Source organism: Embleya hyalina (genome assembly GCF_003967355.1).
In the GTDB taxonomy this organism is placed as follows: Bacteria; Actinomycetota; Actinomycetes; order Streptomycetales; family Streptomycetaceae; genus Embleya; species Embleya hyalina.
Window position 1 is genome coordinate 153,952 of record NZ_BIFH01000019.1, and the last position, 19,350, is coordinate 173,301.

General features: G+C 69.9%; 18 protein-coding genes. 10 read left to right on the forward strand and 8 right to left on the reverse strand.

What is annotated here, in order from left to right; translation table 11 throughout:
• Window positions 1–76: 76 nt before the first annotated feature.
• Together EMA17_RS17975 and EMA17_RS17980 are read right to left on the reverse strand one after the other, a co-directional pair.
• Window positions 77–649, reverse strand: coding sequence for a hypothetical protein (locus tag EMA17_RS17975; RefSeq protein ID WP_126638066.1), 573 nt, complete (start codon window positions 647–649; stop codon window positions 77–79).
• A gap of 272 nt (window positions 650–921) precedes the next feature.
• Window positions 922–1,407: a ricin-type beta-trefoil lectin domain protein gene (locus EMA17_RS17980; protein ID WP_126638067.1), complete on the reverse strand. Its 486-nt coding sequence runs from the start codon at window positions 1,405–1,407 to the stop codon at window positions 922–924.
• 561 nt (window positions 1,408–1,968) lie between these two features.
• Here EMA17_RS17980 and EMA17_RS17985 point away from each other — a divergent pair.
• The 6 genes from EMA17_RS17985 to EMA17_RS18010 all read left to right on the forward strand — a co-directional run bounded on the left by EMA17_RS17985 (window position 1,969) and on the right by EMA17_RS18010 (window position 8,811).
• A complete protein-coding gene (locus tag EMA17_RS17985; RefSeq protein WP_281290514.1) occupies window positions 1,969–3,261 on the forward strand; it encodes a glycosyl hydrolase family 28-related protein in 1,293 nt (430 codons plus the stop codon).
• Window positions 3,262–3,982: 721 nt separating this feature from the next.
• Window positions 3,983–4,429 (forward strand): nuclear transport factor 2 family protein, encoded by a 447-nt coding sequence (locus EMA17_RS17990; RefSeq protein ID WP_160161443.1) that lies wholly within the window; start codon window positions 3,983–3,985, stop codon window positions 4,427–4,429.
• A gap of 279 nt (window positions 4,430–4,708) precedes the next feature.
• Complete coding sequence (locus EMA17_RS17995) at window positions 4,709–5,290, forward strand: snapalysin family zinc-dependent metalloprotease (protein WP_126638070.1); 582 nt, start codon at window positions 4,709–4,711, stop codon at window positions 5,288–5,290.
• Between the two features lie 536 nt (window positions 5,291–5,826).
• Window positions 5,827–6,777: an AraC-like ligand-binding domain-containing protein gene (locus EMA17_RS18000; RefSeq protein WP_218042897.1), complete on the forward strand. Its 951-nt coding sequence runs from the start codon at window positions 5,827–5,829 to the stop codon at window positions 6,775–6,777.
• Between the two features lie 147 nt (window positions 6,778–6,924).
• The gene (locus EMA17_RS18005) at window positions 6,925–8,370 is read left to right on the forward strand and encodes an aldehyde dehydrogenase family protein (protein WP_126638072.1); all 1,446 of its coding nucleotides are present in this window, start codon (window positions 6,925–6,927) and stop codon (window positions 8,368–8,370) included.
• A 36-nt stretch (window positions 8,371–8,406) separates the two neighbouring features.
• Window positions 8,407–8,811, forward strand: a complete 405-nt coding sequence (locus EMA17_RS18010) for a nuclear transport factor 2 family protein (RefSeq protein WP_126638073.1) — start codon at window positions 8,407–8,409, stop codon at window positions 8,809–8,811.
• 110 nt (window positions 8,812–8,921) lie between these two features.
• Here EMA17_RS18010 and EMA17_RS18015 read toward each other — a convergent pair whose 3' ends face one another.
• The 4 genes from EMA17_RS18015 to EMA17_RS55955 all read right to left on the reverse strand — a co-directional run bounded on the left by EMA17_RS18015 (window position 8,922) and on the right by EMA17_RS55955 (window position 12,415).
• Complete coding sequence (locus tag EMA17_RS18015) at window positions 8,922–9,815, reverse strand: hypothetical protein (protein ID WP_126638074.1); 894 nt, start codon at window positions 9,813–9,815, stop codon at window positions 8,922–8,924.
• A gap of 10 nt (window positions 9,816–9,825) precedes the next feature.
• Window positions 9,826–10,389, reverse strand: coding sequence for a C39 family peptidase (locus EMA17_RS18020; RefSeq protein ID WP_126638075.1), 564 nt, complete (start codon window positions 10,387–10,389; stop codon window positions 9,826–9,828).
• Window positions 10,390–10,565: 176 nt separating this feature from the next.
• The gene (locus EMA17_RS18025) at window positions 10,566–11,273 is read right to left on the reverse strand and encodes a hypothetical protein (RefSeq protein ID WP_126638076.1); all 708 of its coding nucleotides are present in this window, start codon (window positions 11,271–11,273) and stop codon (window positions 10,566–10,568) included.
• 374 nt (window positions 11,274–11,647) lie between these two features.
• On the reverse strand, window positions 11,648–12,415 hold the full coding sequence (locus EMA17_RS55955) for a DUF6229 family protein (RefSeq protein WP_371863012.1): 768 nt from the start codon (window positions 12,413–12,415) through the stop codon (window positions 11,648–11,650).
• Between EMA17_RS55955 and EMA17_RS18035 the strand changes: the two genes are divergently transcribed.
• The 3 genes from EMA17_RS18035 (at window position 12,369) to EMA17_RS52560 (ending at window position 15,456) form a co-directional block, all read left to right on the forward strand.
• A complete protein-coding gene (locus EMA17_RS18035) occupies window positions 12,369–13,199 on the forward strand; it encodes a class I SAM-dependent methyltransferase (RefSeq protein WP_246126743.1) in 831 nt (276 codons plus the stop codon). The two genes, EMA17_RS55955 and EMA17_RS18035, sit on opposite strands and share 47 nt — an antisense overlap.
• 228 nt (window positions 13,200–13,427) lie before the next feature.
• Window positions 13,428–14,756 carry a hypothetical protein gene (locus EMA17_RS18040; protein WP_126638078.1) on the forward strand — a complete coding sequence of 443 codons (1,329 nt, stop codon included), beginning with the start codon at window positions 13,428–13,430 and terminating at the stop codon, window positions 14,754–14,756.
• Between the two features lie 199 nt (window positions 14,757–14,955).
• The gene (locus EMA17_RS52560; RefSeq protein ID WP_170222189.1) at window positions 14,956–15,456 is read left to right on the forward strand and encodes a DUF5959 family protein; all 501 of its coding nucleotides are present in this window, start codon (window positions 14,956–14,958) and stop codon (window positions 15,454–15,456) included.
• A gap of 1,013 nt (window positions 15,457–16,469) precedes the next feature.
• Here the strand turns inward: EMA17_RS52560 and EMA17_RS51820 are convergent.
• Complete coding sequence (locus EMA17_RS51820; protein WP_160161444.1) at window positions 16,470–16,631, reverse strand: hypothetical protein; 162 nt, start codon at window positions 16,629–16,631, stop codon at window positions 16,470–16,472.
• A 276-nt stretch (window positions 16,632–16,907) separates the two neighbouring features.
• Window positions 16,908–17,714 carry a metallophosphoesterase gene (locus tag EMA17_RS18050; protein WP_126638079.1) on the reverse strand — a complete coding sequence of 269 codons (807 nt, stop codon included), beginning with the start codon at window positions 17,712–17,714 and terminating at the stop codon, window positions 16,908–16,910.
• Window positions 17,715–17,880: 166 nt separating this feature from the next.
• On the opposite strand from EMA17_RS18050, the gene EMA17_RS18055 reads away from it, so the two are divergent.
• Complete coding sequence (locus EMA17_RS18055; RefSeq protein WP_126638080.1) at window positions 17,881–19,245, forward strand: VWA domain-containing protein; 1,365 nt, start codon at window positions 17,881–17,883, stop codon at window positions 19,243–19,245.
• Window positions 19,246–19,350: the final 105 nt, after the last annotated feature.

Consider the following 19,350-nt stretch of genomic DNA (forward strand, 5'->3'; position numbering starts at 1 on the left):
CCGGGGTCGGCCGACGGGCCCGCGCACCCGTACCTTCTTCGGGACGGGACGAACCGCGGGCCGCCCGATACGCGCCCTAGTCGAAGTAGTGCATGCGTCCGCCGCTCAGGACCCGGATCCAGCACCAGGCGGTCCCCGCGGTCCACAGGACCGTGGAGACGATCATGAGCCGGTAGCCCCAGCGGGTCTCGCGTTCGACGATGCGATCGGGCTTCCTCGGGTCGTAGTGCACGACGCGCGGTTCACCGATCGGGGTGTCCTCCCTGCCCCTTCCCCTGACGAGGACACTTCGGCCGTCCGGTGCCTCGACCCGGATCCGGGCGACGTACACCCAGTCCCCATGGCCCTCGTCGTCGGTGACCCAGTGCTTGTCCAGACGCTCCACGAAGCCGTGCAACGCGATCCCGTACCGCTGCAACCGGCGTTGGGTCCACAGACCGAGGAGTGCCGCCGCTTCGAGAAGGCCCAGCAGGGCGCAGGTCGCAGCGGTCGGCAGGTACACGAAGGCGAGGAAGACCGCTCCGAGTACCGCGAGCGCCACCAGGGCGATCACGGGCGCCAGCACGCAACCCAGCAGGCACGCCTGCCTTTTCCCCTTGCGGGTCACCGGTGGCAGGTTCTCCGGATCGGGTAATCGCCGCCAGTCCATGATTCCTCCCCCGGCGCGGATCCCTTGTTCCCCGTGTCGAAGTTACGGGATCCGAGGCGTGAGCGTCCGGTGTTGCGCCAACGATCGGCCGTCGGCTCCGCCGATGGCCGGCGCGCCCACACCGCGGGGTCCTGCCCGCTCCCTCCCGAGTGGCCGCCTCGGGCTCCTCTTGCGTTGGCCGGAGTCCGCTTTCGTCCGGCGGTGGGGAGGCCGGGGAACGTGGCCGTGCCCGGGGCGGCTGTCGGCACGCCCCGGGCACGGTGGTGGTGACGTCAGGCGAGCGCGAGGCTGATCTGGTCGTTGAAGATCACCCAGTGCTGCCCGCGGTCGGCGGTGTCGCACGGCTTCGTGGAGATGTTCGGCGTGCCCCAGGCGTTGGCGAGGCAGTAGCCGGGGGCGAAGGTGAGTGCGATCTGCTGGCCCGAGACGCTCCAATACTGGCCCTGGTCCTTGGGGGCGCACGGCTTGGTGGCGACGTTCGGGGTGTTCCACGCGTTGGCGAGACAGTAGCCGCGCGCTTCGGTGAGGGAGATCTGCTGGCCCGAGACGGTCCAGTGCTGGCCGCGGTCGGCGGTGTCGCACGGCTTCGTGGAGGTGTCCGGGGTGCCCCAGGCGTTGGCGAGGCAGTAGAGGCCCGGTGTACGCGGCGTCGGGTCGGCGGCGGCGTCGTCGGAGGCCCCCGCTCCGCCCACGGGCAGGAGGGAGGCGGTCAGGGTCAGCGCGATGATGGCGAGTGGCTTGCGGAATGTGATTGCCATGAGGCTGGTTCCGTTCTCGCTGTATAGGTCATGCGTTGTCGTGGCCGGCCGAGAGAACGCCTTCTCGTCTCGGCGCGAGCGCAGGGCAATTAGTAGCACCGAGCACCGGGGAGTCGATCCGGGTAGGTGCCGTAATTCACCCAAACGAATGGTTATTGGGGATTCGATGGGAGTTGAGGAGTGAGACGGCGATAATCACCGGATCGCCGACGACAGGGCACCCCCCCGTTGGCCGATGACCCCGCCCCGGTCCGGCGGTTCGGATATCCGGTGACGAACAGTTCCGGTCGAGGGAGGAATCCGAGGTGTCCGGTACGCCCGGTTCCGGGTGGCCGATTCGCGCGAAGGCAACGGGAGGGGACGCGCCCTGGCATCATCCACCGAAGCCGGGCGATCCCGCCCGGCGCTTCCACGGGGGTACGGCACATGAACGGCGAATACTCGTCCGACGAAAGAGCACGACGGCGGGATGGGGAGGACGGAACAAGGCGGCGGGGAGCCGGAGGCCGTCGGGCGTTCCTGACCGGCGCGGTGACGGCGACCACGATCGGCGTCGGGCTCGTGGCGACGACATCGGCCCCGGCGACCGCGGCGGGCAACGGGGCGGACTGGTACGACGTCAAGGCGCACGGCGCGATCGGCGACGGCGTCGCGGACGACACCGCGGCCGTCCAGTCCGCGATCGACGCCGCGTCGCAGGCGGGCGGCACGGTCTACTTCCCCGCCGGCCGATACCTCGTGGCCCCGGTGCCCGTCGCCGGCAAACCCGCCGCCGCGCTGTCCGTGAACGGCGACGGCGTACGCCTGGTCGGCGCCGGCAGCAAGGCCGCCATGCTCGTCAAGAAGGCCGACGGCATCCTCCTGCGGATCTCCGGCACCGGCCCCTCACTCGACGCGAAAGGCACCACGCACCGCCGCTACTGCGCGATCGAGAACCTCGGCCTCAACGGAAACGGCCGCACGGGCCTGCTGCTCGAGCTCTACTACAACAACAACACCCACATTCGCGACGTATACCTGACGAGCAACGCGGACATCGCCGTCGACGCCGTCGAACTGTGGGACTCGCGATTCCACGACATGGTCGTGGAATCCTGCACGGGCCCCGCGGACAGCGGCCGACACCCCAACGTCTGGCTGCGGAACTCCTCCACCGCGAACACCCGGGAATGGGGCTACAGCACCGACAACGTCAACCAGATCCACCTGACCGGGTGCCGCCTGGAGAACTTCGGCACCGGCGCGCTGTGGGTCACCCAGGGCACCGCGGGAACCAACAACCCCAACGGAATCCACATCACCGACTGCAAGTTCGAGACGTCCGCGATGAAGGGCGGACCACACTTCAGGGTCGACGCGTCCTGCCGACACGTCTTCGCCCGCAACATCTACGCGTACGCGGGCAACTTCGCCACCGGGTACGGCACTCCGCAGAACATCATCGACTGGGCCCCCTCCGTGAGCGCGCTGGAGGACACCCTGATCGCGTGCGGCACGACGACGACCGTCAACTCCGGCGTGATCCTGTACTCGGCGAAGGGTCAGACCGGCGTCCTGCGCAACGTCAACGGCCTGTACGGCACCCGACCCGCCGGCACCCACATCTACTACGAACAGAGCTCCACCGGCGACTTCCGCGTCGAGAACTCCTACGGCAACACCGGCGGACAGGCCAGTGGCGCCATCCCCACCCGCAACCAACCCAACCCGCCGCTGCGCCTGGTCGCGGGCCCGGTCACCGACGCGTCGTTCCAATACCCCCCGCTCGACGGCACGATGGCCGTCGACACCGTCGACAGGCGCCTGTACGTCCGCGTCGGCGGCACCTGGACGTGGACCGAACTGCGGGCATGAGCCCACCGGCGGCCCCGACACCCGGCTGCCGACGACACGCCCGCACCGCGACCCGGGTGCGGGCGCGCGTCGCGTGATCCCACCCGCACCGCGCACGCCCGAGTAGCCGGGCGGAGAACACCCGCCCATCACCCGGCCCCGCGCCTCGCTGTACACGCGTCACGAACTGTACGTCGACGCGCGGGGAACGGGGCACCGCCCGGCACGACAGTGCTCGAACAGGACCGCCCCGCAAGGGAGTTCACCCTGGTCCACGACGCCTGGCGGGCAGCCGCCCGCAGCCGCCCGCGGCGAGCGCGACGGCACTCGCGCACCGATCGAGGTCCTGCTGCCGAGCCGTCGCCTGGCGCACGAACACCTCGGTCGACCGCGCGACGGTGACATCCCCGACCGCCCGGCGCCCGGCCCGTCTGTCACCCGACGAGAGGCCGCCGCCCTGGGTGGCCTTCGGCGGCAACATCATCGAGAGCCGACCCGCCTCGGTGTCCGGAGCGCCGTCGGCCGGTGGGTGCGCCGCCCTCGGTCGACCGCCGCTCTTGCCATTTTTGCGTAACCCGTATTTTATTTGCGTACCGGCCCGGTCGAACCCCGTCCACGAGGCGAGGACACCTCGGCCGACATCGATGCCTGCGCCGGACTTCCCTGCCCGCATCCTCGCCCGGGGTCGCGCGCGGACGGGCGACGCGACCTGCCGAGACCGACGACCCTCCAGGAGAACGACGTGCACGACAAGATCGAGGTCCACGAACTGTTGCACCGCTGGTGGTTCGTCTACGACGAGGGCGAATTCGACACGTGGGAGCGGATGTTCACCGACGACGTGTGGTTCACCTCGCGTACGGACACCGGTGACCACCCCTTCGAGGAGTTCATCGCCGCGGACAGGCGAGGCCGCGTCGACGTGCTCGACTGGCAGCTCATGCATCGGCTCGCCAGTCCGTACCCGCTGCGGCACCACGCCACGGACATCCACGTGACCGGTCATACGGACACCGACGTGTCGCTGGCGTCGTACCTGTACGTGACGTCCGTGGAGGAGCGGATGCCGACCCACGTCGCCGGCGGCATCGTGCGGGCGACCGTACGGCGTGTGGGGGACGGGTACCGGTTCGCCGAGGTCCACGTCGTGCTGGACACCATGACCGCCGTGCCGTTCTCGGAGCGGTGACGCGCTCTTCCACCGCGTCGACGACACGGTGGAAGGGGTACGGAGGACGCGAGGCGGGCCGGTTGGACGGACCGGTCCGCCTCGTACGTTGCCCGGGTCGGTCGAGGAGTGATCCAGGAGGAGTCTCGGTCGAGGCACCACGGATGTTATGGCCGACTGATATGCCTGCGAACCCATGAGCACGCACATACTCCCAACGACGAAACCCGTCGACAGGTCGCCGACAACCAAGAGACCTGTGCTCTCCCCGCCACGGACAAGTCGAGTGGAAGGACGCTCATGCCCAACCTCAAGTGGTTCGCGGCAGTCGGGACCGCCGCGGTCGTCACCATGGTCATGGTGCCTGCGCAGCAAGCCGCGTCCGCGCCGTCCAACGCCGCCCCGAACGGCGTTTCGGCGGCGACGACCCTCTACTACGACGACTCTCGAGCCGGTGGCTGGGAAGCGGCCATCGCGGCCGGAGTCGCCACCTGGAACGCGAACGTCACCAACGTGAAGCTGGTGAAGGCGCCGTCCGGTACCCGTGCCCAGATTCGGATCATCGCCACCACCGGCTGGCCGCAGGCAAGCCTGGGTCCGGTCCGCCCGGGTGGACAGGGGTGGGTGGAACTCGGCAGCCAGGCGGTCGACCAGGGCTACGACAAGACCCGCATAGCCGCCCACGAGATCGGCCACAACCTGGGCCTCCCTGACAACAAGCCGGGTCCGTGTTCCAAGCTGATGTCAGGCTCCAGCGCGGGAATCGGCTGTAGGAACCCCGTTCCCGACGCGGCCGAACGATCGCGGGTCGAGTCCGCCTACGGCGGCCGTCCCGCCGCGCAGGCCCCGTCCGACGGTCGGGTGATGGTCGACGCGCCCTGAGGTCCGACGACGAACGCGTCCGCCGACCGTAACGCCCGACCCGCGCGGTGCCCCGTCGTCGCCGCCGGTAGGCCCGACGCCCGACCCGCGGCCCCGAGGCGATGCGCCGTGGCCGGTGGTATCGACACCACCGGCCACGGCCACGCCCGCGCCAGGTCCGCGGTCCCCTGCCCCGTCGGCACATACGGCCCTGACGGCCCGGGCCGATGCCCGACCCGTTGCCGGCCCCGTGGCCCGTTGCCGGCCCCGTGGCCCGTTGCCGGCCCCGTGGCCCGGCGTCGACCCCGCGCAAACTCGCCGGCGTGCGCCGCCGTACCAGCGGGCCGAGACCACCCGGCGTGCGATGAACTCGCTCAGGGCCCAACCAAGCCCCCGTATCGGCTCACACCCGCGGTCCGGTTCGCGATCCGAGCCACCCCCCCGGCCGCCGCCTCGCCCTCGGTCGGCGATGTCCCTCCGATCTGGCGCGCGACACCGCCGGAGGACACAATGACCGCGTACCGAGACACCGGAGGGCTTGGCGTGGCATGGAACTCGTGATCACGACGGACGGCCTGCGCGGTGCCGACCGCTTCGAGTACTGGCGATCGGCCGTCTCCGACACCTTCGTCCCGCTGCGCGCCGAGCCGGCGCGCAGTGCCGGGCGGCCGTTCCGGGGCCGGATGCGGTCCATGGCGTTGGGCGCGCTACAGATCACCGAGGTCTGCGCGGACGCCCACGCCGTATACCGGACCCCTCGCTTGATCACGGCGTCCGGTGGCGAGTACTTCAAGCTGGGCCTCCAGCTCTCCGGGGGATGCGTACTGAGTCAGGACGGCCGGGAAGCGACGCTCGCGGCCGGTGACTTCGCGATATACGACACCACCCGCCCGTACAGCCTGTCCTTCGTGGCCGAATACCGCCAACTGGTGGTGATGTTGCCGCGGCCCCTGCTGGGTGTCCCGTTGCGGGTGATGGATCGGGCCACCGCGCGGCGGCTGTCCGGGCAGCGCGGCTTCGGTGCCCTCGCGGTGAGCCTGTTGCGGCAACTTCCGGAGCACCAGGGGGAGTTCGAGGAAGCCGAGCTGCACCGACTGGGCGACACGGTGAGCGATCTGGTGGCCGGTCTGGTCACGGCCGGGCTCGACCCCGTCGCGTCCGCCGACGGGTCGGGCCGAGGGGTGTCGATCACCACGATCCGGGCCTATATCGAGGACCGGCTCGGCGATCCCGACCTGGGTCCGGAAGGGGTGGCCGCCGCGCACTACGTCTCCACCCGTCATCTGCACCGGCTCTTCCAGGAGGAGGGCACGACCGTGTCCGGCTGGATACGGCAGCGTCGACTGGAGCACTGCCGCCGCGAACTGGGCGATCCCACCCTCCGGGAACGCCCGGTCGGGGCCGTCGCCGCCCGCTGGGGCCTGACCGACGCGGCCCGGTTCAGCCGCACGTTCCGCCGCGTGTACGGATGCAGTCCGCGCGAGTATCGGGCGGCGGCGCTCGGATGAGGCGTCGCGTGGGCGGCCGGAACGCGGACCGGGCCGGCGCCCACGGACAAGTACCGGGCGCCCAAAGACAAGAAGGCCCGACCCCCGAAGGGAGATCCTCGCTCCGGGAGGCGCGCGTCGGACGTGCCGTGACACCAGGGCGGCGGCATGTCGAAGGGCCGGCTTCTCATCGGCGGAGCGTGGACGGCGGCGGCGGACGGTGCGGAGTTCCCCACGCACGACCCGGCGAACGGTGCTCTGCTCGGTCGCCTCGCCGCGGCCGGTCGGCCGGACGTGGACGCCGCGGTCGATGCGGCGAGGGCCGCCCTCGGCGATCCGGCCTGGGCGCGGATCACCGCGGCCGAGCGGGCCCGCCTACTGTGGCGCATCGCCGACCTGATCGAGCGCGACGCCGCCGAGTTGGCCGAACTGGAGACCCGTGACCAGGGCCAGCCGCTGGGGGTGGCGCGCGCGGTGAGCGTGGCGGGAGCCGCCGAGCACTTCCGCTATTACGCGGGGTGGGTGACCAAGATCGAGGGGTCGGTCGCCCCGGTGTCCTTCCCCGACACCCTGCACTACACCCGGCGCGAACCCGTCGGCGTCTGCGCGCTGATCACCCCGTGGAACTTCCCGCTGATGATCGCGGCCTGGAAGATCGCGCCCGCGCTTGCCTGCGGCAATACGGTGATCCTGAAGCCCGCCGAGCAGACCTCGCTGACCTCGGTACACCTGATCCGGCTCTGTCAGGAGGCGGGACTGCCCGACGGGGTGGTCAACCTGCTCACCGGCGGCCCGCGGACGGGACAGGCGCTGGTCGCCCACCGGGGAGTGGACAAGGTCTCGTTCACCGGTTCCACCGCGGTGGGCCGGGAGATCGCCCGGACGAGCGCCGACGACCTCAAGCGGGTCACGCTCGAACTGGGCGGCAAAGCCCCCAGCATCATCGCGCGCGACGCGGACATCGACGCCGCGGTGGCGGGAAACCTCCAGGGCGCGCTGCTGAACAGCGGTCAGGTGTGCGCGGCGTACTCCCGGTTCTACGTGGACCGCGCCCGCGCCGCGGAGTTCACCGACAAGCTCGCCGCGGCCGTCGCCGCGCTCCGGCTGGGCCCGGGACTGGCGGCCGGGACCGACCTCGGCCCCCTGGTCAGCGAGGAGCACCTGAACCGGGTGGAGTCGATGGTCGCCGCGGGCGTCGCCGAGGGCGCCGAGATCGTCACCGGTGGCGGTCGGGCCGACGGCGACCTGGCGCGGGGCAACTTCTACCGGCCCACCGTACTGGCCGGCGTCGGCGACACCATGTCCATCGCCCGCGAGGAGGTGTTCGGCCCGGTGTTGCCGGTGCTCACCTACGAGGACGAGGACGAACTGATCGCCCGCGCCAACGACACCGACTACGGGCTGGCCGCCGCGGTGTGGACCGCGGACCTGCGCACCGCGCACCGGTTGACGGCCGGCATCCGGGCCGGCGCGGTGTTCGTGAACATGCCGCCCATCCCCGACCCGGCGGCGCCCTGGGGCGGGTTCCGCACCAGCGGCTGGGGACGGGAGATGGGCTCGTACGCCCTCGACGCGTTCACCGAGACCAAGGGCGTCTGGCTGCACCACGGCTGAGCGTCCCGCTTCGACGACGAAAGCCGGGTACCCGACATGACCTCCTCCCATCCCCGCCCCCATGCCCACACCCACCCCGACCACGAGGGCGTCCACGCCGCCGTCCTGTCCTATGTGCGCGCGGTGACCGCCGGGGACGGCGACGCCGTCCGGGCCGTCTTCCGCCCCGACGCCCACATGTGGGGCCACCTCGGCGAACGGTTCGTGTCCGCGCCCATCGAGGAGTTCTGCGCGGTGGTGGCCGCCGAGTCCGGCGAGCGGGAATGGTCGGCGCGGTACTCCTGGGAAATCCGCTCCATCGAGGTGAACGGAGAGGTCGCGGTGGCGGTGCTCGAGGAGTCCGGCTACCAGGGTGCCGACTTCGTCAACCATTTCTCCCTGGTGCGTACGGACGGCCGATGGCTGATCGCCGGCAAGACCTTCCACAGCCCGGCCGGCTGACGATCCGTCCCACGGTGTGTGGATGGCTCGCCGGGTCGGGGACGAGGCGAAGGCCCCGTCCCCGACCCGGGGTGCCGGCAGAGTGCGGCGAGGGGTGAGCGGGGTCGGGTTCAGCCGGTGTTCGCGCGCCGGCGTCGGTGGAGGACGATGGCTCCACCCGTGAGGGCGAGTGCCGCGCCGGAACCGGCGAGCAGCGGCGTGGAGGACGACGCTTCGTCCGTCGTGCGCCGGGGGCTGTAGCCGCTGGAGTATCCCTTCGTGTCGTACTCCGAACCGGGCTGTTTGTCGGCGTAGCGGGCCTTGACCAGCTTCTGGTAGTCGCCGAGCGACATCGACGCCCGGCTGTCCAGCCCCTGTCGGGCCTGGTCGTTGAGCGGTTCGACGGTGGTGAGCTTGAGTTGGTACCAGGCGCGGAGCTGCGGCTCGGTGAAGACGAGGGTGCCGACGGTTGCCTTGTCGGCATACGCGGCGTCGGTGTCGCCGTCGCGGATGGCCGCCAGGTGCCAGCCGCCGCCCTGGGTGGGGGTGAGCATGACGGTGGCGGTGCGGCCGTTGACGGTGGTGCTCAGCGAGGAGAGCAGGTACGTCAGCTTCACCGCTTCGGTGGGCAGGGGCGGTGCGGTGCCGGCGACGAATCCGGGAGCGATCTCGTTCAGTGCCACCGGGTCCTTGATGGTGAAGGCCGGGAGGCCCTGGCACGGTTCGGGTGTGTCGGGGATCGTCTGCACCGTCCCGGCGGCCTCGGCGGGCATCGGAGTGCTCAGGAAGCGGCAGACCGAGTCGCGGACGGTGGTGGACCTCACCACGTCGAGGGCCGCCTGGTAGTCGGGGATGTCGGCCGGGAGCGGGTCCTTGGCCGGGGCCGCGTGGGCCGGGCCGGCGACGGACAACAGGACGGACGCGCTCGCCGCGAGGACGATGGACAGGCGGGGGAGGCGAAAGCCGGTTCGCCGGCCGGACGTTGCGGTGCTGTTGGTGTCGCTGGTGCCGTTGGTGTCGCGCATGTCGCCTGCCTTAGCGGGAGATGCCGATGCGGGAGTGCGTCCATTTCGACGAGCTGTTGCTCACGTAGTCGGCGTAGTTCCACCACGTGTACGTGGCTGTGTCCGGCCACGGGTCGCCCACGGCGATCGTGTTGCGCGACGTGTCGAAGCCGTAGACCACGTTCATGTGGCCGCCACCGGAGGTCCAGCCGATCCGGGCGCCGACCGGCCGGGCCGCCTTGACCTCGGTGTACACCTGGTTGAACGTGGCCGCGCTGTTCAGGCCCGAACCCGGATGGGTCATGCCCAGGCTGTTCCAACCCCTGGCCATGTCGTCGAGCGTGGCGGGTTGGTTGTTGCATCCGTAGTACGGCTGTGCGCGGTCGCAGAAGTCGGTCTGTGTGGAGCCGAAGCCCTGGAACTTGGCGATCGTCAGGCCGGAGGCGACCCAACACCACTGGGTTTTCTCCTGCTTGTACATGCCGATGTTGTCCTGACCGGCTTCCGCGTGAGCCGTACCTCCGGCGGTCGTACACAACCCCGAGGCGGCCAGCACGATGGCCGACGCCGCGGTTCCATACCTGAATCTGCCCATGTTGTTGCTGCCTTCCCGTGACGAGACGAGCGGGGGCGATCTGGCACGGACATGACATCGCACCATGGTGAAGTAAAAAAGGGGCATGACGGGAATTTCATTCCAATAGATGCTTTGCCGGGTAATCTTATCTTCCGGCGACTTGGGCGTCGGCGTTGCGAACCCTGCCCGGGTGATCAAGCCTCGTGGCGTCGGTGCGGAAGGTGGTTCGGGAGGTAGGGGCCGAAATGGTCGGCGACGGTGTCCGCGATCGCGGCGGCATCGTGGGAACCGTCGACTTCGATCACGCGGATCCCCAGTCGGTGGGCGGCGCGGACGGCGTCCTCCGCGACGAGGCGGTCGCGGGAGAGCCGGTTGGCCTGCGCCCGAACCGGATCGCTGACGCGGTGCGCGAACGAGGCGGCTCGGGGCAGTTCGCGGAGCTGGTGTCGACGGAACTCCGGAGTGGGCACCATGACGACCATCCGGCGCGGTGAGTCGATGATGGGTGCCACGAGTTCGGGACGGAGCCCCCAGCCCTCGGCGATGATCGGGTGGCCGGAGACGAGCGCGCGCAAGTCGTCCAGTGCCCACTGGAACCGGTGTGGGAAGCCGGCCAGGGTTTGGGCGGCCATCTCTTCCGGTGTGGGGTGCACCCACACCTCGTCCGGGTCGGGCTCGGCGGCGGGCTCGCCGAGGCCGACGCGACGGGCGATCCGGCGATCGTTGTGACCACGGGCGTCGTGGTAGTCGTAGTGGTAGGCGGTGACGCGGTACCGGACGGCAAGGAGTCCGGCAACGGTCGACTTCCCGGCCCACTGGCCGCCGCCGATCCACAGTGCTCGGCGCAAAGTGCCGAAGGGGTCCGGTACTTCGCTGTGCGATCGGGTGTTTCGGCCGGCCATCCGCGGTCCTCCCGAGTCTGGGTGCGGCGCTCGTCGCCTGCGGCGACGTTGCCGGGGGCGATGATGTCGGATCCCGAGCCGGCTCGGCCGCCGCGCGGGCCGGTACGGCGACGGCCTCGGGCAATCGCAATCGCACGGGGCATCGCCAAGGCGGAGACGACTTCCCGGGCCCGCTCTCGACGTCCTCGACGATCGACCGACCGACCCGGGATGGCAACGTCCGCGTGGGTGCGTCGACCCGCGGACATGAACCGGTGCGGGACGTTGCGCTGGTCGGGCTCCCGCCGTGATGCGAGAGCGTCGTCGAGGAGGGCCTGATCACCGCGATGGGGTCGCCTCCGTCGACGTCGGGACCGACGAATCGCTCGGGTTGCTCAGCAACACATGCGGGTGCGGGATATCGAGCACACGGTGCCACAGGTCTGGGCGGCGACGTCGATCTCCGTCAGTCCTCGCTCGGTTGCCGGCCCTCCGATGTAGAGGGAGCCGGCCGGGTTGCGCATGCCTCGCGGTGCTACGGCGCCCGCGCGCCAGGCGTCGACAACCTCGTCGACGGGGCTGCTGTCCGATGTCGTACGCATGGCGACACCTCTCGTCGTCCCTGAATGCTCGGACCTTCGATGCGGACCACAAAGGTACGCAAGCCACACCGTATCGCCGCACCGCAGCCGAACACACCTCCGTGAAAGGGGCGTTGCACGAGCTTTCGGGCCTTCGCCTCCCGGCCGAACGGCCCTGCCAGTTGCGTTTGCCGTCGTGTATCTGCCGGACCAGGGCCCCGAGTTCGCGCTGGATGGCGACGTGCCGTGTGACTGCGGCACGAGGACGTCGACGAAAAGGCGCCCGGTGCTCGGCGGTCGTGACAGGCCACGGGACTCCGGTGGACGTGCTCCCCCGACGGCCCGCGGTGCTTCCCGTGGTTCGCCGTACACGCTGTCACCGTGTCCGGCCCCGTCGTCGGCCGGAAGCGCACTGGCGTCGGCCTGGAGCGGCCACCGGGTGCGGACCGATCGGCCCGGCTTGCCTGCGTCGGCAGAGCGCGGTGGCCGTTGTTCGCTTTGTGTCGGCGCGCTCACTCGTCGTAGGGGTATCGTGATGAGGGTGTCGGGTAGTGGTGCCGACCGGCGGTGGGCCGAGTCCATGCCGGCGGCCTATGAGAAGTACCTCGTGCCGGTGGTGTTCCGGCCCTTCGCCGAGGATCTGGCCGCTCGCGTGGCGGCGGTCGAGGCTCGGCGGATTCTCGAACTGGCCGCGGGGACCGGGGTGGTGACGGCGGAGCTGCTCGCGGCGGCGCCGGCGGCCGAGGTGACGGCCACCGATCTGAACGAGGCCATGGTCGCGTTCGGGTCGGCGCGGGCGCCGGGGGCGGCTTGGCGGCGGGCGGATGCGCAGCGGCTGCCGTTTCCGGACGGTGCCTTCGATCTCGTGGTCTGCCAGTTCGGCGTGATGTTCTTCCCCGATCGGGTCGCGGCTTTCACCGAGGTCCGCCGGGTGCTGGCGCCGGGCGGCCGGTTCCTGTTCAACACCTGGGGTCCGCTGGACACGCACGCCTTCGCAGCCGCGCTGCAGGCCGGGTTGGAGCGGGCCTTTCCGGTCGACCCGCCACGGTTCCTGGCGGCGGTCCCGCACGGCTACGGCGACCCCGCCGTCGTGACCGCCGACCTGACGGCCGCCGGGTTCACCGTCGAGGAGGCGCGGCAGTCGACGCTGGAGGGCCGGGCCGCGTCGGTGGCCGACGTCGCCGTGGGGTTCCTCACCGGGACGCCGGTGCGCGCGGCCGTCGAGGAGCGTGGCGACGGGCCGGGGGTTCGGGCCGCCGTCGTCGAGGAGATGACGGCCCGTCTGGGTCGGGGACCGGTTGCCGCCCCGATGACGGCCTACGTCTTCCGGTGTGCGGTCGAAACCGTGCGGACGCCGAGCCGATGAGGGCGTGAGTCGACCTCGACGCGGGCGCGTTGGCCCACCCGGGCGACGGGCGACAGGCGGCGGGCGGCGGCCAAGTCCACGACCGCCAGGGCCGTCCCGAGTCGCGGACGCGCAGACCATGTCCGGCCAACGGCACCAACGAGCCCGGGAGTTCGTCCGTACGCTGGTTCCTGCGACACAGCCGACGGCCCCGCCGTACCGAGCACGTGATCGAGAGGATGGAGCACGGTGAGCAATGCTTCCCGAGGCAGACTCCGGAACCTGACGGCGCTGCAGGCGATCCGCCGAACCTGGGTGGCGGGCGTGGCGATCGTCGTACTGTTCGCCGCGGCGGCGCCCACGTCCGGCGCCGTGTCGCCGCCCGTCATGCGGTCGATCCGGGCATCCGACTTCACGCTCGCCTACAGCGAGACGTCGGCCGGCGCGCTGGCCGCCCTCGACGCACGGACCCGGCCGGCCACGTTCGGTGCCGTTCTCGACGGCGCGCCGTGGCCGCTGACCACTTCCTGTCCCGAACGCGCCGTCGCGCTGCCCAAGTCGGTGCGGGCGCAGCGCACGATCTGCTGGGGCGACAGCGAGAACGGCGTGGCGGGCGACGTGTCGACGAGCCCCTGGGTGCCGCAGGGCATCGCCGTCTCCGGCGAGGCGAACATCAGCGGCTCGGTGCAGAACCACCGGGCGATCATCGCGAGTTGGACGCGGAACACCGACAACGTGCCGGCCTCGGAGACGGACACCCCGGCGTTCGGGCACAACGACATGCGGCTCGCGTTCGTGAACTACGACGACGAGAACGCGCCGCGCTTTCGCTGGGTACTCCCCGTCCAGGTCGGCCAGGGTGGGAGCGGCCTCACGATGACACCGACGCCCGGACACGGCGGCGGGCTCGCCTGGTATGCCAACTTCGTGTTCATGACCGACACGAACGGCGGGATCCGGGTCTTCGACATCAACCGTATCCGCGCCGTCGAGACGGGCACGAACGTCGGTTGCTCCGCGACCTCGTGCACGGCGGGGAAGCACACGTACGTCATGCCGCAGGTTGCCTACTACCGCGACAATACGTCCCTCACCTTCGACTCCCTCGCGCTGGACCGGAGCAGTACGCCCGACTCGCTGGTGGCCGGCGAGTACCGGCAGGCGTCCGACTCCCTGACGACGCGGGTCGTCAGGTTCCCGTTCACGGCCGACTACCGGCTGACGGGCACGGCGTCCGAGGCGTGGCAGGCCATGGACGTCGGTGGCGCCGACACGGTGAAGAACCTCCAGGGCGCGCAGATCAACGACGGGCGGCTGCTGATGGGCCGCAGCGACGACCCGACCGCCGGTCGACTGTTCCGCGTCGGACCGGACCTCGCGGACACGCCGCAGGACTGCCCGCCGGAGAACGGCGTACGGCCGCACTTCTGCTGGGCGACCGGGGTCGAGGACATGTCGCTGTGGTACTACCCCTCGCAGCAGGACCCGTCGAACGCGAACACCGGCGAACTGTGGACACACACGGAAAAGGAAGGACGACGGGTCATGTTCTCCGTCGCGCTGGCGGACATCTCCTGACCGGGCCGGCGGCACGGCCCACCACCGTGCCGCTCCACGGGGACGACGTCCACCGAAGCAGAAGCCGCCCGGCGGCGCGCGCCACGATCACACGCCCCGCCCCGAAGCGCCCCGGGGAACGGGCCGACGCCCCGGGCTCCGGACGGGCACCGACACACCGCATCTCGGCCTCGCCGCCCGGGGGTACGGTCGGGGCGCGATGCCGGGTGTCGGTGGCCTCAGCCAGAATGACGTGTTCAGCGCGGAGTCGATCAGGGACGTCATGAATACGCTTGCGGCACGTGAACTCATCCGTTTGGAAGATCGATCGGGCAGTGTGATCGTTCGCCTGACCAGGGAGCCACCGTCCCCGTATGGCGACTTCGAGGCGGAGTTGGAGGTCGAGAGCAGTTTCGCGACCGTTCGCGCGAGACTCTCGGTGCGTAGCGAGGACTTCGACGACTGGGCCGAGTGTCTGGATCTTCTGCAAGAAGGCGAACGTGACGAGTACGGCCCTCCGGTGTCCGTGTACTGGTCGAACTCGGGCCGTCAGCCCTGGCTGACCGTCATATCCGACGATCCCATCAGCGTCGAGGTCGGCGACCCGACACAATCCGGCGTCCGCGTACACATCCCGCTCGACCTCCGCTCCGTGGAACGGGCGTGGGTCGAACACGCGCGAGAGCGCCTGCACGCCGTCCGGGACGCGTGGGGCGTGTAGGCACGTTCGCGGGCGGCGGACGGCGGGCGAGGAGCGGAAGTTCTTCTCCGTGTCGTCCCGCGCTTCCTTGGCATCGCCGCGCGGGGTGCCGCACCGACGAACCCCGAGGCAGGAGGCCTGATCAGGGCGGCTCGCGACGCGAGAAAACCTCGCATGTTCGCCATCACGTTGTGCGTGACGAGCGTTCAGGTGCTGCGTCCGGGGCATCAACTCCCGTAGCTCGGGCGGCAATCCGGGCAGCGCGGCCGGATTCGGGACCCGCACCACTACTGCCCGACCGACCCGGACCCGGGCACCGCGACGGACCAGGAGCCGGTCCCCGGGGAAGAACGTGGGCTCCATGCCGGGCCCCTCGACCGTGGCCACCGGATAGCGCCGCCGCATCCAGTGCAGTGCCACCCCGCCCAGCACACCGGCCGCGGCGCCGACGACTGCGAGCGTTCGCCGGTCCGGCCTTCCGGAACTCCTCGAAATCCTCGAACTCCTGCACCCTTCCGACCCGTTCACTGCCTCGCGGGTGGACATCCGTCGGTTCGCGCGGGGGTTCTGCCGAACAGGTCCGTCGTACGACCGCCACTGGCCACCACGCTTCGATTCCGGTCGAGCAGGTACACCGGAGGCGTCCGGGTGTTGTGGAAGGCCGCCTGCCGTATACGTCGGAGTCGGAGACCCGGGCGGAAACGGCGGACGGCGAAATCGTTGCCGACCACCATGGATTCGGATGCGATCGCTTGATCGTTCCGAGGGATCGACGCACGTTTGATTCGTCGGTCGGGACGGGACGAATTGCACGTGCGAGATGTTGTTCCGGGAACAATTGTCGGGCGATCCGCGGAGCGTCGACCCAGTGGGTGATCGGGAGCCCGGTATCGACCGCGTATTGATCGCGTATTGCTCGTGGTCAATCCCGCCGGGAGTTGTTGCGATGGGGAATTCTGTTGCCGTGAAATCGCTTCCGCGAGGTGCTGCGGATAGGAACTGCCTCCTATCCGCAGCGGTTCGGCGGTGCGCGGTCAGCAGCGGCCGATGGCCGTGGTGTCACCACAACCCTCGTTGTAGCAGCACACCTTCATGTAGGCGACACCGCCGGAGCACCAGGTGCGGGTGCTACAGCCGGCTTCGACCGTGGCCTTTTTGGCCACGCGGTTGAGCAGGCGATCGGCGAGACGCATCATGACGTCTCCTCTCCCGGCCGGGTAGGGCCGTTTGTTGGGGTGATCGGATTATTTCCAGTCCCGCCTTTTTTTGGCAAGACCCAAAACTCCAGCCGACCGGAAGTGGTCAAGGAATGCATCGTGATTGTCGTTGCTTTCCCGCCAAGTAATGGCAGGTTCGCATACCAAGGCATGGACATGCGGATACGACGTGCTTGCGGGACGAGGTGGGCGAAAGACGGCGATGTCGCCGGAGTAATGATTCTTCTTGCCGTACGCACCGCCGCACGTGATCGCTCACGCCCGGCGCGCCCCGCGGGCCTCGCCGAAGCGTTCCTCGAACTCGGTGTCGCTCAGGGCCTGGATCTCCTCGCCGGTCATCAGCGCGGTGAAGTGGCGGGGGAGGGGCCTGCCGCGCACGGCCTCGGTGATCGGTCCCACCGCCGTACGCGGCTCGGTGTCGACCCGGCCGTCCGGGTGCAGGGTGTAGGTGCGGTACCCGGGGCCGTCGAGGGTCATGTCGGCGTAGTCGATGCCGTAGAAGGAGGACGGGGATACGTACACCGGGCGGCCCTCGAACTCGCCGGACAACTCGCCGTGCAGGTGGCCCGCCCCGATCGCGCGGATCGTGGGGAAGTCCTCGCCCTTGGCGTTGGGCGCGGTCCGCGGCAGCGGAGGCTGGTGCGGCTGGACGAATACGTGGTCCGCTCGCGAAGCGGTCAGGATCGCGCGGGCGCGGTCGTCCTCGATCGGGGTGAGCGCGGGCTGGGCGGCGGCATGCACCCGGTCGTCGCGATCGTGGTAGGTGCCGTCGGCGCCGAGTTCGCGGCCGTTCGCGTTGGTGTCGAGGAACAACATCAGCCGGTTCCCGATGTGGACGGCGGGCTCCACATGCACGTTGGGGCGGGGGAGACAGGCCCGGATGGCGTCCTGTCGGTCGTGGTTGCCGGCGAGGCAGTACACGGGGGAGGGGAGCGTGTCCAGGACGTCGCCGAGTCGCCCGTACGCACCCGGCTCACCGCGGTCGGCGAGGTCCCCGGTGGGGACGATTCCGATGGCGCGGGCCGCTTCGTGGTCCGTCGCCGGGTTGTCGCGGTGCTTCATGAGCCGTCCTCGCTGAGCAGAGCCGGGTTGCGCGGGGAAGATCCCGAGCGTCCGTAATCGGACACCCCAACCCAACTATGTGGCAGAACTGCCACATGACATCTCGTTCGTGCGTCGCTGCGGCCCCGATCGCCCCGCAACACCGAACACTCGGCAGGATTGCGCCATGACACCGGCATCCTTGAGTCCAGGCGCCAACCTGCGCATCGACTCCACACACGTCCGTGCACAGCTGTCGTGGTCCACAGGGCCCGCCGTGCCCGACATCGACGCGTCGGCGCTGCTGCTCACCGACACCGGACAGGTGCGTACGGACGCCGACTTCGTCTTCTACAACCAGCCGCGCCACCCCTCCGGCGCGGTCACGCACCTCGGCCGGGAACAGACCTCCGAAGGCATCACCGACACGCTCACCATGAACCTCGCCCTCATGGAAGAGGGCGTACACCGAGTCCTGGTCTGTGCCTCGGCCGACGGCGGCACACTCGGCCACGCACCGGGCCTGACCCTCGAACTCCTCGACGTGGCCACGGAAACCGAGATCGCGCGCTTCGAGATGACCGCCGGGATCGAGACGGCCTTCGTCGGCGGTGAGCTGTACCGGCACCGGGGAGGTTGGAAGTTCCGCGCCGTCGGACAGGGCTATGCCTCCGGACTCGCCGGACTCGCGGCGGACTTCGGAATCACGGTCCACAACGACCCCACGGCGGATCCCGTCGCCGCCCAGCCGGTCCCGACCCAACCGGTGACCTTCGCACCGCCCCCGGCGATCCCCGCCGTCGCACCGCCCCGGAACACCGAGGAAACCCTCCCCGAGGAAATGCGCAAGCGGCTGACACTCCGCAAGGAGCAGGTGGCGACAAGCCTACGAAAGCAACAAGCGGAGGGAATCACCGCACGGGTCATCCTCGTCCTGGACGCATCCGGCTCCATGAAGCGGCTCTACTCCCGAGGCATCGTCGCCGAAGTAGTCGAGCGCACCGCAGCCGTGGCGGCACACCTCGAGGACGACGGCGTAATGCAGGCCTGGACGTTCGCCTCGAACCCGGCCCGCCTGCCGGACCTTCACCCGGGCGAACTCCCACAATGGCTGCGGCTCCACGTCCGCCTGGGCCGAATCGAACCCGAGCAAGGACTGCGGCCCGGTCAAGTCGACATGACAGCGGTCGGATTCGGCAACGAGGAACACAAGGTGATCGCCGAGATCCGCTCCTACATCCGGAACCATCCCACCGCAACCCCCACCCTGGTCCTGTTCTTCTCCGACGGCGGCATCTACTTCAACAACGAGATCAAGCGCGAACTCAAGGACGCGTCCACGGAACCGGCGTTCTGGCAGTTCGTGGGCCTCGGCAACGCCGACTACGGCATCCTCAGACGCCTCGACACCATGCGCGGCCGCCACATCGACAACGCCGGCTTCTTCGCCGTCGACGACATCGGCAAAGTCCCCGACCAGGAACTGTACGACCGGCTACTCTCCGAGTTCCCGAAATGGATCACCGCAGCACGTCTCAACAACGTGCTCTGAAGCGGTCGTTCGCCCCCGCGCGGTGCGGCGGGCGGCACGACGATCCGGAAGAAACGACGCGCAAGTACTACCTGCCGGCCATGGGTCAGGGTTCGGAGGGAGGAT

Excerpts from the sequence above, each read along its gene's own strand:
- EMA17_RS17975 (WP_126638066.1), bottom strand. The coding sequence starts at position 649 with ATGGACTGGCGGCGATTACCCGATCCGGAGAACCTGCCACCGGTGACC.
- EMA17_RS51820 (WP_160161444.1), bottom strand. The coding sequence starts at position 16,631 with ATGATGCGTCTCGCCGATCGCCTGCTCAACCGCGTGGCCAAAAAGGCC.
- EMA17_RS18005 (WP_126638072.1), top strand. The coding sequence starts at position 6,925 with ATGTCGAAGGGCCGGCTTCTCATCGGCGGAGCGTGGACGGCGGCGGCG.
- EMA17_RS18025 (WP_126638076.1), bottom strand. The coding sequence starts at position 11,273 with ATGGCCGGCCGAAACACCCGATCGCACAGCGAAGTACCGGACCCCTTC.
- EMA17_RS17995 (WP_126638070.1), top strand. The coding sequence starts at position 4,709 with ATGCCCAACCTCAAGTGGTTCGCGGCAGTCGGGACCGCCGCGGTCGTC.
- EMA17_RS52560 (WP_170222189.1), top strand. The coding sequence starts at position 14,956 with ATGCCGGGTGTCGGTGGCCTCAGCCAGAATGACGTGTTCAGCGCGGAG.
- EMA17_RS18015 (WP_126638074.1), bottom strand. The coding sequence starts at position 9,815 with ATGCGCGACACCAACGGCACCAGCGACACCAACAGCACCGCAACGTCC.
- EMA17_RS18020 (WP_126638075.1), bottom strand. The coding sequence starts at position 10,389 with ATGGGCAGATTCAGGTATGGAACCGCGGCGTCGGCCATCGTGCTGGCC.
- EMA17_RS17980 (WP_126638067.1), bottom strand. The coding sequence starts at position 1,407 with ATGGCAATCACATTCCGCAAGCCACTCGCCATCATCGCGCTGACCCTG.
- EMA17_RS18050 (WP_126638079.1), bottom strand. The coding sequence starts at position 17,714 with ATGAAGCACCGCGACAACCCGGCGACGGACCACGAAGCGGCCCGCGCC.
- EMA17_RS18010 (WP_126638073.1), top strand. The coding sequence starts at position 8,407 with ATGACCTCCTCCCATCCCCGCCCCCATGCCCACACCCACCCCGACCAC.
- EMA17_RS18055 (WP_126638080.1), top strand. The coding sequence starts at position 17,881 with ATGACACCGGCATCCTTGAGTCCAGGCGCCAACCTGCGCATCGACTCC.
- EMA17_RS55955 (WP_371863012.1), bottom strand. The coding sequence starts at position 12,415 with ATGGACTCGGCCCACCGCCGGTCGGCACCACTACCCGACACCCTCATC.
- EMA17_RS18035 (WP_246126743.1), top strand. The coding sequence starts at position 12,369 with ATGAGGGTGTCGGGTAGTGGTGCCGACCGGCGGTGGGCCGAGTCCATG.